This window comes from Pseudomonas persica (genome assembly GCF_900291015.1).
In the GTDB taxonomy this organism is placed as follows: domain Bacteria; phylum Pseudomonadota; class Gammaproteobacteria; order Pseudomonadales; family Pseudomonadaceae; genus Aquipseudomonas.
Map to the genome: position 1 here is coordinate 25,341 of NZ_OLKL01000048.1, position 13,938 is coordinate 39,278.

The following is a 13,938-nucleotide window of genomic DNA, read 5'->3' on the forward strand; positions in this document are numbered from 1 at the left end:
TTTGCGTACGACAGTTGCTCCTACGGCCATTTCGGACTTTTCTTTCAAAGCATGAAGTGGCCCTGTGCCGCCCTGCTGCCTTAAACTCGGCACCTCTTCCTGGAAGGCGCTACCCATATGGAAATGCAATGGTGGATCTGGCTGGTCTTCGGCATCGCGCTGATCCTGCTCGAACTGGTCCTGCCGACATTCTTCATCCTCTGGTTCGGCATCGGTGCCGTACTGGTTTCGCTCATCTCGCTGGCCGCCCCCAGCCTGCAACTGGACATGCAGGTGCTGCTGTGGGTGCTGCTGTCATCAGTCACCACAGCGCTGTGGTTCAAGCTGTTCCGGCGCAAGCAACCGGACGTGCGCTGGACCGCCGACAGCGTGATCGGCGAAGTGGGGCTGCTGACCGCTGGCGTCTCGGAATTCCAGAAAGGCCGCGTACGCTTCCAGAAGCCGATCCTCGGCAACGAAGAATGGACCTGCGTCGCCGACAGCCAGATCGCGGCCGGCGAGCGGGTACGCCTGACCGCGATCGAAGGGAACACCGTCCGGGTCATCCGGGCCTGAATCCGCACTAAAAGGAAGTTCGCACCATGACCAGTCTCATCGTTGTCGTCGCCATCGCCCTGTTCGTCCTGATCACCGTGTTCAAGGGAGTGCGCATCGTGCCCCAGGGCGAGGAATGGGTCGTCGAGCGCCTGGGCCGCTACCAAAGCACGCTCAAGCCCGGCCTGAACATCGTCATCCCGTACATGGACGTGGTCGCCTACCGCCTGCCGACCAAGGACATCATCCTCGATGTACAGCAGCAGGAAATCATCACCCGGGACAACGCAGTGATCGTCGCCAACGCCCTGTGCTTCGCCAAGGTGGTCGATCCGCAGAAGGCCTCCTATGGCGTGCAGGACTTCTCGTTCGCCGTCACCAGCCTGACCATGACCTCGCTGCGCGCCATCGTCGGTGCCATGGACCTGGACGAAGCGCTGTCCAGCCGCGAGCAGATCAAGGCGCGCCTGCGCGAGGCGATGTCCGAGCAGACCGAAGACTGGGGCGTGACCGTACGCTCGGTGGAAATCCAGGACATCAAACCCTCGGAGAACATGCAACTGGCCATGGAGCGCCAGGCGGCTGCCGAGCGCGAACGCAAGGCCGACGTGACCCGTGCGGAAGGGGCCAAACAGGCGGCGATCCTCGAGGCAGAAGCGCGCTTGCAGGCGGCCAGGCTGGATGCCGAGGCGCAGATCAGCCTGGCCGAGGCCTCGGCGCGGGCGATTACGCTGGTCAAGGACGCCGTGGGCAACGAGACCGTGCCGGCGATGTACCTGCTGGGCGAGCGTTATGTAGGCGCGATGGAGAATCTGGCGGGTAGCAGCAATGCCAAGGTGGTGGTATTGCCGGCGGACCTGCAGGAGACCGTGCGCGGGTTGATGGGCCGCAACAAGACTTGAGGGTACCTTTGCCTTCATCGCCGGCAAGCCAGCTCCCACAGATTTACCACAGGCCTTGAAATCTGTGCGGTCCCTGTGGGAGCTGGCTTGCCGGCGATTGGGCTGCAAAGCAGCCCCCGCAGCCACCCGGCCTGCGTCACTTCACCGCACCCCGCCATTTTTACCTATACTCGGCCTTACAATACCCACCACGATTCCTGACCGGATCTCTCCATGCCCCCACGTCGGCACATCGCCTGGATAGCCTGCCTTGCAGTGCTGTTCAACCTGCTGGCCATGCCGCTGTCCTCTGCCGCGCCCAAGGGCCCGGCCGAGCAGCTGCTGTGGGGGGCCTTCTGTTCCAGCATGGGCAACAAGGCCAAGGCCGACGTCCAGGCCCTGGCCAAGATCGACCTCGGCTCGCAAAGCGACGACAGCGCCAGCATGATGAATTGCTGGTGCTGCTCCGGCGCCGCGCCACTGCTGGCCCTGCCCGGCTACCCGCCGCAACTGCACAACCCGCCGATACTGCTCGCCGGGCTGCTGCCGCCACCCGCCGACTACCACGCTACGCCGCGCCATCTCTGGCCTGCGCTCAACCCCCGTGCCTCTCCGCTGGCCTGAGTTCATCGCGCTGTCTGCCTGAACCTGAACAGAAACGGAGATTCACCATGCTCAAGCACGCCCTCGTCCTGGCCACCCTGCTGCTGCCCGGCGCCTTTGCCAATGCCCACGAATACCGCGTGGGTGACCTGCACATCGCCCACCCCTGGTCACTGCAGTTACCCCCCAACGCCCCAAACGTCGCGGCGTATTTCGTGGTGCACAACAACGGCCAGGCCGACGACCGCCTGCTCGGCGTCGACAGCCCCATCAGCGATGACGCGCAACTGCACGAGCATGCCATGAGCGCCAACGGCGCCATGAAGATGCAGCAGGTGCCCAGCGTGGTGGTGCCCGCCGGCAAGGACCTGACCTTCGCCCCCAGCGCCTACCATGTGATGCTGATGCAGCCCAAGGACCGCAGCCTGCTCAGCGACGGCAAGCGCTTCCCGTTGACCCTGCACTTCGAAAAGGCCGGCGACATCACCGTCGAGGTGGCCGTGCAGCAGCAGGCGCCGACGGACCAGCCGCAAGCCCACCAACACGCGCACTGATCACCCGCTGAAAGGCACTCGTCATGAGCCTGCCGCGCAACAGCATCAGCCGTACCACCCGCCCTGACCGCAGGCGCGCCGGTGGCGGATGGCTGAGCCTGTTCGCCATGTGGATGATCTTCATCGGCCCGCTGATTTCCCAGTCGATGCCGATGGACCACCACGCCGGCATGAGCATGCCGATGGACATGCCGATGGCGACTGCCCATCAGCATGGCGGCGACAGCCATCACGGCCAGGCTGGCGATGGCCAACTGCATGTGATGTGGGAAAAGTGCGGTTACTGCAGCCTGTTGTTCAACTGCCCGGCCCTGCCCCAGGCCCTCAGCCCGCTCAGCGCCGGCAGCGTCGTCCCCACCACTCACCTGTTCGCGCCCACGCGCCAGGGCCATGCCCGGCAGGCTGTATTCCCTGGCGCGCGCAGCCGCGCCCCACCTTCCTCGATCAACGTCTGAACCCACATTTTGCGCACGGAGCCAGGAGGCTTCGCGCTGACTCATGACTGATCGACTGGAATCATTATGTCCGGCTGCACCCCTGTTTTTGCCTTGTCCCTGCGTGGGACCATTGCCGCCGTGTGCGGCTCGCTGCTCGCGCCCGTGGCCCTGGCCGCCGACCCTGGCCATGAAGGCCATGCACACGACGCCCCCGAGCTGAGCCCGACGGTGATCACCGCCGTGGCCCCGAGCTCGCCGCTGACCGTGGTCACCAACCCGAAAGACCCGCGCCAGCCGGTGCCGGCCAGCGACGGCGCCGACTACCTGAAGACCATCCCCGGCTTCTCGGCCATCCGCGCCGGTGGCACCAATGGCGACCCGGTCCTGCGCGGCATGTTCGGCTCGCGCCTGAACATCCTCACCAATGGCGGCCTGATGCTGGGTGCCTGCCCCAACCGCATGGACGCCCCTACGTCATACATTTCGCCGGAAACCTACGACCGCCTGACCGTGATCAAAGGCCCGCAAAGCGTGATCTGGGGCCCGGGCGGTTCGGCAGGCACCATCCTCTTCGAGCGCGAGCCGGAGAAGTTCGGCACCCTCGGCAGCCGGGTCAACGCCAGCCTGCTGGCCGGCTCCAACGGCCGCTTCGACAAAGTGCTGGACGCCGCCGCCGGTAACAGCCAGGCCTACGCCCGCTTCGTCGGCAACCAGTCGCGCTCGGACGACTACCACGACGGCAACGACGACACCGTGCCGTCACGCTGGGACAAATGGAACGGCGATGTCGCCCTCGGCTGGACGCCCGACCCGGACACCTTGCTGGAACTCACCGCCGGCAGGGGCGATGGCGAGGCCCGCTATGCCGGGCGCGGGATGGACGGCTCGCAGTTCAAACGCGAAAGCCTGGGCCTGCGTTTTGAAAAGTCCAACCTCGGCGAGGTGCTCGACAAGGTCGAGGCGCAGGTCTACTACAACTACGCCGACCACGTGATGGACAACTACAGCCTGCGCACGCCCTCGGGCAGCGGCATGATGGGCATGCCGATGGTCAGCAACGTCGACCGCCGCACCCTGGGCGCACGCATCAAGGCCACCTGGCGTTGGGCCGACGTGCAACTGATCGGCGGCATCGACGCGCAGACCAACGAGCATCGCAAGCGCGGCGGCATGGGCGTGAACGCCCACAAGGGCCAAGCCTGGACCAAGGATGCCGACTTCCACAACTACGGTGCCTTCGGCGAGCTGACCTGGTACGTCAGCGGCGAGGACCGCCTGGTTACCGGCGCCCGCCTGGACCGCGCCTCGGCCCGTGACTTCCGGAAGAATATCGCCACCAGTGGCGACACCCGCGCCGACACCCTACCCAGCGGCTTCGTGCGTTATGAACACGACCTGGCGGCGTTACCGGCCACTACCTACATCGGCCTCGGCCATGCGCAACGCTTCCCCGACTATTGGGAGCTGTTCTCGCCCAAGTTGCCACCCGCAGGGGCGGCCAATGCCTTCGACGGCATCAAGCCGGAGAAGACCACCCAGCTCGACTTCGGTATCCAGTACCGCGACGAGCGCATGGAAGCCTGGGCTTCCGGCTACGTGGGGCAGATCCGCGACTACATCCTGTTCGACTACCAGGGCATGAGCTCCCAGGCCCGCAACATCGACGCCCGCATCATGGGCGGCGAGCTGGGCGCGGCCTACCAACTGACGGAAAACTGGAAGGCCGACGCCACGCTGGCCTACGCCTGGGGCAAGAACAGCAGTGACGGCAAGGCGCTACCGCAAATGCCGCCCCTTGAAAGCCGCCTGGGCCTGACCTACAGCCGCGACGTGTGGAGCGTCGGCGCACTGTGGCGGCTGGTAGCGGCGCAGAACCGCATCGCTGAGAAACAGGGCAACGTGGTCGGCAAGGACTACGACAAGAGCGCCGGCTTCGGCGTGTTCTCGCTTAATGGCGCCTACAAGGTGAGCAACCACCTCAAGCTCAGCGCGGGGGTCGACAACCTGTTCGACAAAACCTACGCCGAGCACTTGAACCTGGCCGGGAACGCCGGGTTCGGCTACCCGGCTACCGATCCACAGCCGGTCAACGAGCCAGGCAGGACCTTCTGGACCAAGGTCGACTTCAGCTTCTGACAATAACAACGGGCGCGGCGCAGGTCGCGCCCATCTGCTGGTCAAACAGGAGGTTCCCATGAGAGGAACACGCATCAATTTCTACAACCTGGCCTGGCGTTGGCACTTCTATGCAGGGCTGTTCGTGGCCCCGTTCATGATCCTGCTGGCGATCACCGGGATCATCTACCTGTTCAAGCCGCAACTCGACCCGCTGCTGTACCGCGAACTGATGGTGGTCGAAGCCGGCCACCAGCGACAAGGGGCGGACACGCTGCTGGCCGAGGTGCGCAAGGCCTACCCCAACGGCCACGTTGGCCAGTACCTGCCGCCGCTGGACGCCGAACGCAGCGCGCAGTTCGTGGTGCATGACGCTGGGCGCGAACTGAACGTGTTCGTCGCCCCCTACAGCGGCAAGATCCTCGGCGAACAGGATGGCAAGCAGAACCTGCAGGCCATCGCCCGCGCCCTGCATGGCGAACTGATGGTCGGTACGCTCGGTGACCGCCTGGTGGAGCTGGCCGCGGGCTGGGGCATCGTGCTGGTGGTGTCGGGGCTCTACTTGTGGTGGCCCCGCGGGGGCAATGGCGCGGGCGTGCTGTGGCCACGGCTGTCGGCACGCGGCCGACTGTTCTGGCGCGACCTGCATGCGGTGAGCGGTTTCTGGGGCTCGGCCTTGTTGCTGCTGATGCTGGTCAGCGGCATGACCTGGACCGGCCTGTGGGGCAAGCAGTATGCCGACGTGTGGAACCGTTTTCCGGCGGCCATGTGGAACGACGTACCCAAGTCGGACCAGCAGGCGGGTGAACTCAACAGCGCACACCGCCAGACCGTACCCTGGGCGATGGAAAACACGCCGATGCCGCAGTCCGGTGCACACGCCGAACATGCCGGGCATCACATGATGTCGAGCGCGCCGGCAGCGCCGCAGGCAAGCCTGCAGCAGGTCGAAGACATCGCTACCGCGCGCCAGGTCGAACCGGGCTACAGCATCACCCTGCCCACCACGGCCGATGGTGTGTTCACCGTTGCCGTATTCGCCGATGATCCGCGCAACGACGCCACCCTGCATGTCGACCAGTACACCGGCAAGGTCCTGGCCGATGTGCGCTGGCAGGACTACAGCCCGGTCGCCCGCGCCACCGAGCTGGGCGTGATGCTGCATGAAGGCAAGATGTTCGGGGCGGTCAATCAGATCATCATCCTGCTGGTGTGCCTGATGATTCTGCTGGGCTCGGTGAGCGGGTTGGTGATGTGGTGGAAGCGCAGGCCGGCCGGCGGGCTGGGTGTGCCGCCGCTGCGCCATGACCTGCCACGCTGGAAGGCGGCGGTGGCAGTGATGCTGGTGCTGGGGGTGATGTTCCCGCTGGTGGGGGTGTCGATGGTGGTGATGTGGGCTGTTGATAGCCTGGTGGTGAGGCGCCGTCGGGTGCCGGCCAATGCCTGAGTGCTGACCTGCACCGGCCTCTTCGCGGGTAAACCCGCTCCCACAGGTTCTGCGCCAAGCCTGAGGGCTGCGCGGTCCCTGTGGGAGCGGGCAAGCCCGCGAAGAGGCCGGTACAGGCGTGACACCACTACCCAAAAGTCGAGTCGTTCTGTCGCGCCTCGAACTGGAACGTGCGTGTTAGCCTGGCTGGCTACCTCTGACAAGACGACCGATCGTCCAACGGAATGCAACCTGTAACGCACCCTGCCGCTGGCGATCAACTCGATCCTGGTGCGGATCATCATGTTCTATGTACTGGCGCTGATCGCGATACTCCATGGCGCGACGTGGTGCCGGGCAACAGCCCGTTCGTCGAGCTGTTCATGCTGGCCGGCCATCACCACCGTTTCGGCGGTGTGGTTCATGTTCGTCTGGACGCTGATCCTGCTGTCGTACCTGCAGTACCGCAAGCACCGCGCAGCGCGGCACCAGGCCTACCAACTCGTGCGCAACAAGCGCCATCCGCGCACGGCTGTGCGTAACGGTTGATGGCCCCGGGGCTGCAACGCGGCACCAATCCTGTGCACACAAATCCATCAGGCACCAACCCGGCCCCAACCAACGCCCCAACACCTCGCACAACCCCTCTATTACGGGCCTAAAGCCACTAGGCACACCCCTTGCAACGCCCCTCCCCGCTTGCCCAACACCATAAAAACTCAGCGGAGAGAGAGCACATGAAGCGTCGCAGTCTGATCAAGGCCTTCACCCTTAGCGCATCGATTGCCGCAATGGGCCTGAGCTGGAGCATCCAGGCCGCCGAGACCATCAAGGTCGGCATCCTGCATTCGCTGTCGGGGACCATGGCCATTTCCGAGACTTCGCTAAAGGACATGGCGCTGATGACCATCGAGCAGATCAACGCCAAGGGCGGCGTGAACGGCAAGCTGCTCGAACCGGTGGTGGTCGACCCGGCCTCCAACTGGCCGCTGTTCGCCGAAAAGAGCCGCCAGCTGCTGACCCAGGACAAGGTCGCCGTGGTGTTCGGCTGCTGGACCTCGGTGTCGCGTAAATCCGTACTGCCGGTGTTCGAGGAGCTCAACGGCCTGCTGTTCTACCCGGTGCAGTACGAGGGTGAAGAGATGTCGCCGAACGTGTTCTACACCGGCGCCGCCCCCAACCAGCAGGCCATCCCCGCAGTGGAATACCTGATGAGCGAAGACGGCGGCAGCGCCAGGCGCTTCTTCCTGCTGGGCACCGACTACGTCTACCCGCGCACCACCAACAAGATCTTGCGCGCCTTCCTGCACAGCAAAGGCGTGGCCGACAAGGACATCGAGGAGGTGTACACGCCGTTCGGCCACAGCGATTACCAGACCATCGTCGCCAACATCAAGAAGTTCTCCGCCGGCGGCAAGACGGCGGTCATCTCCACGGTCAACGGCGACTCCAACGTGCCGTTCTACAAGGAACTGGCCAACCAGGGGCTGAAGGCCACCGATGTACCGGTGGTGGCGTTTTCGGTCGGTGAAGAGGAACTGCGCGGCATCGACACCAAGCCACTGGTGGGCCACCTGGCAGCGTGGAACTACTTCGAGTCGGTGGATAACCCGGTCAACCAGAAATTCGTCGCCGACTGGAAGGCCTACGCCAAGGCCAAGGGCCTGCCAGGCGCCGACAAGGCGGTGACCAACGATCCGATGGAGGCCACCTATGTCGGCATCCACATGTGGGCCCAGGCCGCCGAGAAGGCCAAGTCCACCGACGTCGACAAGGTCCGCGAGGCGCTGGCCGGGCAAAGCTTCGCGGCGCCGTCCGGCTTCACCCTGACCATGGACAAGACCAACCACCACCTGCACAAACCGGTAATGATCGGCGAGATCCAGGATGACGGACAGTTCAGCGTGGTGTGGGAAACCGCGCAACCGCTGCGGGCGCAGCCATGGAGCCCGTTCATTCCGGGCAATGACAAGCGCCCTGATTACGCCGTGAAAGGTAATTGAGAGCCGTTGGGGCCGCCTTGCGGCCCATTCGCGGGTAAACCCGCTCCCACAGGTTCGGTGCAAGGTTAGAAACCTGTGCGATAGCTGTGGGAGCGGGTTTACCCGCGAAGAATCCACCGCTGTATTCCAGGATTGCTCGCATGCTTAGACTCCTGCTAACCCTTCTTCTGCTGATGCCCCTGGCAACCCAGGCCAGCGAGGGCGAATTTTTCCTCACCGCCAAGCCCGCCGAGCAAGCCCGCCTGCTCGAAAGCTGGGCGGCGCAACCCGAGACCGCACGCCTGGCACTGCTGGACAATCTGCGCCAGGGCCGCATCGCCGCTGACGACAGCCGCAAGGTCCGGCTGAACAACCGCCTGCGCGGCCTAATCGACAACGCCCTGGCCAGTCATCAGTTGCTCAGCGACAACAGCGACCTGCGCCTGGCCGCCGCCCAACAACTGCAAAAGACCGCACAACCGGCACAAATGGCCTTCCTCGACCGGCGCTTCGCCAGCGAACCGGATGCCACCGTGCACGCCGCCCTCGGCCTGGCCCTGGCCAACCTGCAGCTGGGCGCCAGCGAGCCGGCAGTACGCCTGGCCGCCGTGCGCCTGCTCGGTGAAACCGGCGACCCACTGGCCCGCACCCGCCTCGAAGCGCTGCTGCAGCCCAACGCGGAAACCGACCCGGGCGTGCGCACCGCCGCCGAAACCAGCCTGGCCCAGGTCCAGCGCAAGCTGCTGGTCGGCGAGCTGCTCGGCCAGGCCTTCAGCGGCCTGTCGCTGGGTTCGATCCTGCTGCTGGCAGCCCTTGGCCTGGCCATCACCTTCGGCCTGCTCGGGGTGATCAACATGGCCCACGGCGAAATGCTGATGCTCGGCGCCTACAGCACCTACATGGTCCAGGTGCTGCTGCAGCGCTACGCCCCCGGCGCCATCGAGTTCTACCCGCTGATCGCCCTGCCAGTCGCCTTCACCGTCAGTGCCGGGGTCGGCATGGCACTGGAGCGCACGGTGATCCGCCATCTCTACGGGCGCCCACTGGAAACCTTGCTGGCAACCTGGGGCATCAGCCTGATCCTGATCCAGGCCATCCGCCTGCTGTTCGGCGCGCAGAACGTCGAAGTCAGCAACCCGGCCTGGCTGTCGGGTGGCATCCAGTTGCTGCCCAACCTGGTGCTGCCATACAACCGCCTGGTGATCATCGGCTTCGCCCTGGCCGTGGTGCTGCTGACCTGGCTGCTCCTCAACCGCACACGGCTGGGCCTGAACGTGCGCGCGGTCACCCAGAACCGCAACATGGCGGCCTGCTGCGGCGTGTCCACCGGGCGCGTCGACATGCTCGCCTTCGGCCTCGGCTCGGGCATCGCCGGGCTCGGCGGCGTGGCCCTGAGCCAGATCGGCAACGTCGGCCCGGACCTGGGCCAGAGCTACATCATCGACTCGTTCCTGGTGGTGGTGCTCGGCGGCGTCGGCCAGCTGGCTGGCAGCCTGTGGGCCGCCTTCGGCCTAGGCATCGCCAACAAGCTGCTGGAGCCGCAGATCGGTGCCGTGCTCGGCAAGATCCTCATCCTTGCGTTGATCATTCTGTTCATCCAGAAGCGCCCGCAAGGCCTGTTCGCCCTCAAGGGACGGGTAATCGACTGATGAACCAGCCACTGCTTGTCACCGCTACGCAAAACGCCGGGCCACGGCTGACCCTGGCCATCGGCGCCGTCGCCGTCCTGTTGCTGGTGGCCCTGCCGCCGCTGTCACTGCTGCCGGCGGAGCATGCCCTGCACGTGTCGGCCTACACCCTGACCCTGGTCGGCAAGATCCTCTGCTACGCCATCGTCGCCCTGGCCCTGGACCTGGTCTGGGGCTACGCCGGGCTGCTGTCGCTGGGCCACGGACTGTTCTTCGCCCTGGGTGGCTACGCCATGGGCATGTACCTGATGCGCCAGGCCGCCGGTGACGGCCTGCCGGGGTTCATGACCTTCCTGTCGTGGAGCGAGCTGCCGTGGTACTGGGCCGGCACCCAGCATTTCGCCTGGGCCCTGTGCCTGGTGGTGCTGGCGCCCGGGTTGCTGGCGCTGGTGTTCGGCTGGTTCGCCTTCCGCTCGCGGATCAAGGGTGTGTACTTCTCGATCATGACCCAGGCACTGACCTTCGCCGGCATGTTGCTGTTCTTCCGTAACGAAACCGGTTTTGGCGGCAACAACGGCTTTACCAGCTTCCGCACCATCCTTGGCTTCGACATTGCCGCGCAAGGCACCCGCGCGGTGCTGTTCCTGCTCACCGTCGGCCTGCTGCTGGCCAGTCTGTACCTGTGCTGGCGCCTGACCCAGAGCAAGTTCGGCCGCCTGCTCACCGCCGTGCGCGACGCCGAGAACCGCCTGATGTTCTGCGGCTACGACCCACGCGGTTTCAAGCTGCTGGTGTGGGTGCTCAGCGCCGTGCTGTGCGGCCTGGCCGGGGCGCTGTACGTGCCGCAGGTGGGCATCATCAACCCCAGCGAAATGTCGCCGACCAACTCCATCGAAGCCGCCGTGTGGGTAGCCCTGGGCGGGCGCGGCACGCTGATCGGCCCGCTGCTCGGTGCCGGCCTGGTCAATGGCATGAAAAGCTGGTTTACCGTGGCCTTCCCGGAGTTCTGGCTGTTCTTCCTCGGTGCGCTGTTCATCCTCGTCACCCTGTACCTGCCCAAGGGCGTGGTCGGTCTGTTGAAGAAAAGGAGCCAGCCATGAGAGGCGTGCCCCCGGTCCACCCTGAATTCATGCTCGAACCGGTGTTCGACAACCTCGGTGCCGGCCGCGACGCCATCGGCCTGGGCCATAGCCGCAAGGCCGGCCTCGACACCCGCCACGGCACGGTGCTGAGCCTGGAAGACATCAGCGTCAGCTTCGATGGTTTCAAGGCACTGAACGCGCTGAACCTGTACATCGGTGTGGGCGAGCTGCGTTGCATCATCGGCCCCAATGGTGCCGGCAAGACCACCATGATGGATGTGATCACCGGCAAGACCCGGCCCGACAGCGGTACGGCCTATTTCGGTGACACCCTCGACCTGACCCGCATGAGCGAATACCAGATCGCCCAGGCCGGCATCGGCCGCAAGTTCCAGAAGCCCACGGTGTTCGAGGCGCTGACGGTGTTCGAGAACCTGGAGCTGGCGCTGAAAGCCGACAAGTCGGTGTGGGCCAGCCTGACAGCGCGCCTGGGTGGTGAGCAGCGCCAGCGCATCGACGAGGTGCTGGGCACCTTGCGCCTGTTGCCGCTGGCCCAGCGCCAGGCAGGCTTGCTGTCGCATGGGCAGAAGCAGTTTCTGGAGATCGGCATGCTGCTGGTGCAGGAGCCGCAACTGCTGTTGCTGGACGAGCCGGTGGCGGGCATGACCGATGCCGAGACCGAATTCACCGCCGAACTGTTCAAGGGGTTGGCTGGCAAGCACTCGCTGATGGTGGTGGAGCATGACATGGGCTTTGTCGGCAGCATTGCCGACCATGTGACCGTGCTGCACCAGGGCAGTGTGCTGGCGGAAGGCTCGCTGGAGCAGGTGCAGGCGGATGAGCGGGTGGTCGAGGTGTATCTGGGCCGCTAGACATTGAAACCTGTGCCGGCCTCTTCGCGGGTAAACCCGCTCCCACAGGTACGGTGCAGGTCTGGAGAACTGTGCGATCCCTGTGGGAGCGGGTTTACCCGCGAAAGGGCCAGCACAGGCAAAACAGACTTCCCAGGAACATTCACATGCTCAAGATCGACACCCTGCACCAGTACTACGGCGGTAGCCACATTCTCCGGGGCCTGTCCTTCGAAGCCAAGGTCGGCGAAGTCACCTGCCTGCTGGGCCGCAATGGCGTAGGCAAGACCACCCTGCTGCGCTGCCTGATGGGCCTGGTCCCGGCCCGCGACGGCAGCATCGAATGGGAAGGCAAGCCGATCACCAGCCTCAAGCCGCAGCAACGGGTCCACGCCGGCATCGCCTACGTGCCCCAGGGCCGCGAGATCTTCCCGCGCCTCACTGTCGAGGAGAACCTGCTGATGGGCCTGTCGCGCTTTCCCGCCCGGCAGGCCCGCGAAGTGCCAGCCTTCATCTACGAACTGTTCCCGGTACTGGAACAGATGAAGCAACGCCGTGGCGGCGACCTGTCTGGCGGCCAGCAGCAACAGCTGGCCATCGGCCGCGCCCTGGCCAGCCGCCCGCGCCTGCTGATCCTCGACGAGCCGACCGAAGGCATCCAGCCCTCGGTGATCAAGGAAATCGGCGTGGTGATCCGCCGCCTGGCCGAGCGCGGTGACATGGCCATCCTGCTGGTGGAGCAGTTCTATGACTTTGCCGAGGCGCTCGCCGACCAGTACCTGGTGATGGCCCGTGGCGAGATCATCCAGCGGGGCCGTGGCGAAAACATGCAAGCCGAGGGTGTGCGTGGGCTGGTAACCATTTAATCTGCAAGCAACGACCCTGCGAGACGCTGTCATGAGTCATGAAATCCGCGACGCCCTGCCTACCGACGTGCCGGGCATCCTCGACATCTACAACGACGCGGTGCGCAACACCACGGCGATCTGGAACGAAACCCCGGTGGATTTGGCCAACCGCCTGGCCTGGTTCGCCGCACGGGCGCAGCAAGGCTACCCGATCCTGGTGGCGGTGGATGGGAGCGGTGTGCTGGGCTATGCATCGTTTGGCGACTGGCGGCCGTTCGAGGGCTTTCGCAATACCGTGGAACACTCGGTGTATATCCGTGGCGATCAACGCGGCAAGGGATTGGGGCCGGTGCTGATGGCAGCGCTGGTCGAGCGGGCGCGCGAGTGTGGCAAGCATGTGATGGTGGCGGCCATCGAGAGCGGCAATGCAGCGTCGGTGCGCCTGCATGAGCGGCTGGGCTTCGTGGTGACCGGGCAGATGCCGCAAGTGGGGGTGAAGTTTGGCCGGTGGCTGGATCTGACCTTCATGCAGCTGGTGCTGAACCCGGGTGCAGAACCAAGCTGAATTTGATTTTGCCTGTACTGGCCTCTTCGCGGGTAAACCCGCTCCCACAGGTACTACACACATCTCAGGGATCGTGCGATTCCTGTGGGAGCGGGTTCACCCGCGAAGAGGCCGGGCCTGCAAACCTCACATCTGGGTAAACCTGCCCAACCGCTGCCTCAGCATGCTGTTCTCACTGCGCAACTGCTGCACTTCCTGCAGCAGCTCCAGCGCCAGCGCCACCCCTTCCCACTCCAGTTCCAGCTCCTGATGCAGCTTGGCCGCGCGTTTGGCCAATAACGGCGCCTGATCGTCGAACAACCAGTCCTCCGGCGTTCGCCCGGAAGGCTCGACAATGCCGTGCTCGACGATTTCGATCACGCAGTCAGCCGTGATGTCGGCCTCCTGACACAGGGTACGCATGTCCAGTTGAACGATCAGGGTGCTGCTCAT

Annotated in this window: 14 protein-coding genes and 1 pseudogene; 14 read left to right on the forward strand and 1 reads right to left on the reverse strand. The window is 65.0% G+C overall.

Going from position 1 to position 13,938, the window contains the following annotated elements:
- Positions 1-117 precede the first annotated feature (117 nt).
- From FQ664_RS22945 to FQ664_RS23015, 14 genes and pseudogenes are all read left to right on the forward strand, one after another.
- On the forward strand, positions 118-555 hold the full coding sequence (locus FQ664_RS22945) for an NfeD family protein (RefSeq protein WP_144175098.1): 438 nt from the start codon (positions 118-120) through the stop codon (positions 553-555).
- A gap of 26 nt (positions 556-581) precedes the next feature.
- Positions 582-1,436: an SPFH domain-containing protein gene (locus FQ664_RS22950; protein WP_144175100.1), complete on the forward strand. Its 855-nt coding sequence runs from the start codon at positions 582-584 to the stop codon at positions 1,434-1,436.
- Between the two features lie 213 nt (positions 1,437-1,649).
- Positions 1,650-2,039, forward strand: a complete 390-nt coding sequence (locus FQ664_RS22955) for a DUF2946 domain-containing protein (protein WP_144175102.1) — start codon at positions 1,650-1,652, stop codon at positions 2,037-2,039.
- Between the two features lie 47 nt (positions 2,040-2,086).
- A complete protein-coding gene (locus tag FQ664_RS22960; protein WP_144175104.1) occupies positions 2,087-2,572 on the forward strand; it encodes a copper chaperone PCu(A)C in 486 nt (161 codons plus the stop codon).
- A gap of 23 nt (positions 2,573-2,595) precedes the next feature.
- The gene (locus FQ664_RS22965) at positions 2,596-3,027 is read left to right on the forward strand and encodes a DUF2946 domain-containing protein (protein WP_144175106.1); all 432 of its coding nucleotides are present in this window, start codon (positions 2,596-2,598) and stop codon (positions 3,025-3,027) included.
- A 66-nt stretch (positions 3,028-3,093) separates the two neighbouring features.
- On the forward strand, positions 3,094-5,145 hold the full coding sequence (locus FQ664_RS22970) for a TonB-dependent copper receptor (protein ID WP_144175107.1): 2,052 nt from the start codon (positions 3,094-3,096) through the stop codon (positions 5,143-5,145).
- A gap of 58 nt (positions 5,146-5,203) precedes the next feature.
- Entirely contained in the window at positions 5,204-6,571 is a 1,368-nt protein-coding gene (locus FQ664_RS22975) for a PepSY-associated TM helix domain-containing protein (RefSeq protein ID WP_144175108.1), read from the forward strand.
- Positions 6,572-6,808: 237 nt separating this feature from the next.
- Positions 6,809-7,099, forward strand: a pseudogene (locus tag FQ664_RS22980) (hypothetical protein); the annotation flags it as partial.
- A gap of 188 nt (positions 7,100-7,287) precedes the next feature.
- Positions 7,288-8,553 carry an urea ABC transporter substrate-binding protein gene (gene urtA / locus FQ664_RS22985; protein ID WP_144175109.1) on the forward strand — a complete coding sequence of 422 codons (1,266 nt, stop codon included), beginning with the start codon at positions 7,288-7,290 and terminating at the stop codon, positions 8,551-8,553.
- Positions 8,554-8,693: 140 nt separating this feature from the next.
- Positions 8,694-10,181: an urea ABC transporter permease subunit UrtB gene (gene urtB / locus FQ664_RS22990; RefSeq protein WP_144175110.1), complete on the forward strand. Its 1,488-nt coding sequence runs from the start codon at positions 8,694-8,696 to the stop codon at positions 10,179-10,181.
- Positions 10,181-11,260 carry an urea ABC transporter permease subunit UrtC gene (urtC, locus tag FQ664_RS22995; RefSeq protein WP_144175111.1) on the forward strand — a complete coding sequence of 360 codons (1,080 nt, stop codon included), beginning with the start codon at positions 10,181-10,183 and terminating at the stop codon, positions 11,258-11,260. The genes urtB and urtC overlap by 1 nt, the downstream gene beginning before the upstream one ends.
- The gene (gene urtD, locus FQ664_RS23000) at positions 11,257-12,114 is read left to right on the forward strand and encodes an urea ABC transporter ATP-binding protein UrtD (RefSeq protein ID WP_144175113.1); all 858 of its coding nucleotides are present in this window, start codon (positions 11,257-11,259) and stop codon (positions 12,112-12,114) included. Before urtC ends, urtD begins: the two co-directional genes overlap by 4 nt.
- A 146-nt stretch (positions 12,115-12,260) precedes the next feature.
- Positions 12,261-12,959: an urea ABC transporter ATP-binding subunit UrtE gene (gene urtE, locus FQ664_RS23010; protein WP_144175115.1), complete on the forward strand. Its 699-nt coding sequence runs from the start codon at positions 12,261-12,263 to the stop codon at positions 12,957-12,959.
- A gap of 31 nt (positions 12,960-12,990) precedes the next feature.
- Complete coding sequence (locus FQ664_RS23015; RefSeq protein WP_015271973.1) at positions 12,991-13,506, forward strand: GNAT family N-acetyltransferase; 516 nt, start codon at positions 12,991-12,993, stop codon at positions 13,504-13,506.
- 126 nt (positions 13,507-13,632) lie between these two features.
- Here FQ664_RS23015 and FQ664_RS23020 read toward each other — a convergent pair whose 3' ends face one another.
- Positions 13,633-13,938, reverse strand: coding sequence for a chaperone modulator CbpM (locus FQ664_RS23020; protein ID WP_054887830.1), 306 nt, complete (start codon positions 13,936-13,938; stop codon positions 13,633-13,635).

Bases quoted from the DNA above. Each gene is read 5' to 3' on its own strand.
- FQ664_RS22945 (WP_144175098.1), top strand. From the start codon at position 118: ATGGAAATGCAATGGTGGATCTGGCTGGTCTTCGGCATCGCGCTGATC.
- FQ664_RS22950 (WP_144175100.1), top strand. From the start codon at position 582: ATGACCAGTCTCATCGTTGTCGTCGCCATCGCCCTGTTCGTCCTGATC.
- FQ664_RS22955 (WP_144175102.1), top strand. From the start codon at position 1,650: ATGCCCCCACGTCGGCACATCGCCTGGATAGCCTGCCTTGCAGTGCTG.
- FQ664_RS22960 (WP_144175104.1), top strand. From the start codon at position 2,087: ATGCTCAAGCACGCCCTCGTCCTGGCCACCCTGCTGCTGCCCGGCGCC.
- FQ664_RS22965 (WP_144175106.1), top strand. From the start codon at position 2,596: ATGAGCCTGCCGCGCAACAGCATCAGCCGTACCACCCGCCCTGACCGC.
- FQ664_RS22970 (WP_144175107.1), top strand. From the start codon at position 3,094: ATGTCCGGCTGCACCCCTGTTTTTGCCTTGTCCCTGCGTGGGACCATT.
- FQ664_RS22975 (WP_144175108.1), top strand. From the start codon at position 5,204: ATGAGAGGAACACGCATCAATTTCTACAACCTGGCCTGGCGTTGGCAC.
- urtA (WP_144175109.1), top strand. From the start codon at position 7,288: ATGAAGCGTCGCAGTCTGATCAAGGCCTTCACCCTTAGCGCATCGATT.
- urtB (WP_144175110.1), top strand. From the start codon at position 8,694: ATGCTTAGACTCCTGCTAACCCTTCTTCTGCTGATGCCCCTGGCAACC.
- urtC (WP_144175111.1), top strand. From the start codon at position 10,181: ATGAACCAGCCACTGCTTGTCACCGCTACGCAAAACGCCGGGCCACGG.
- urtD (WP_144175113.1), top strand. From the start codon at position 11,257: ATGAGAGGCGTGCCCCCGGTCCACCCTGAATTCATGCTCGAACCGGTG.
- urtE (WP_144175115.1), top strand. From the start codon at position 12,261: ATGCTCAAGATCGACACCCTGCACCAGTACTACGGCGGTAGCCACATT.
- FQ664_RS23015 (WP_015271973.1), top strand. From the start codon at position 12,991: ATGAGTCATGAAATCCGCGACGCCCTGCCTACCGACGTGCCGGGCATC.
- FQ664_RS23020 (WP_054887830.1), bottom strand. From the start codon at position 13,938: ATGAGCAGCACCCTGATCGTTCAACTGGACATGCGTACCCTGTGTCAG.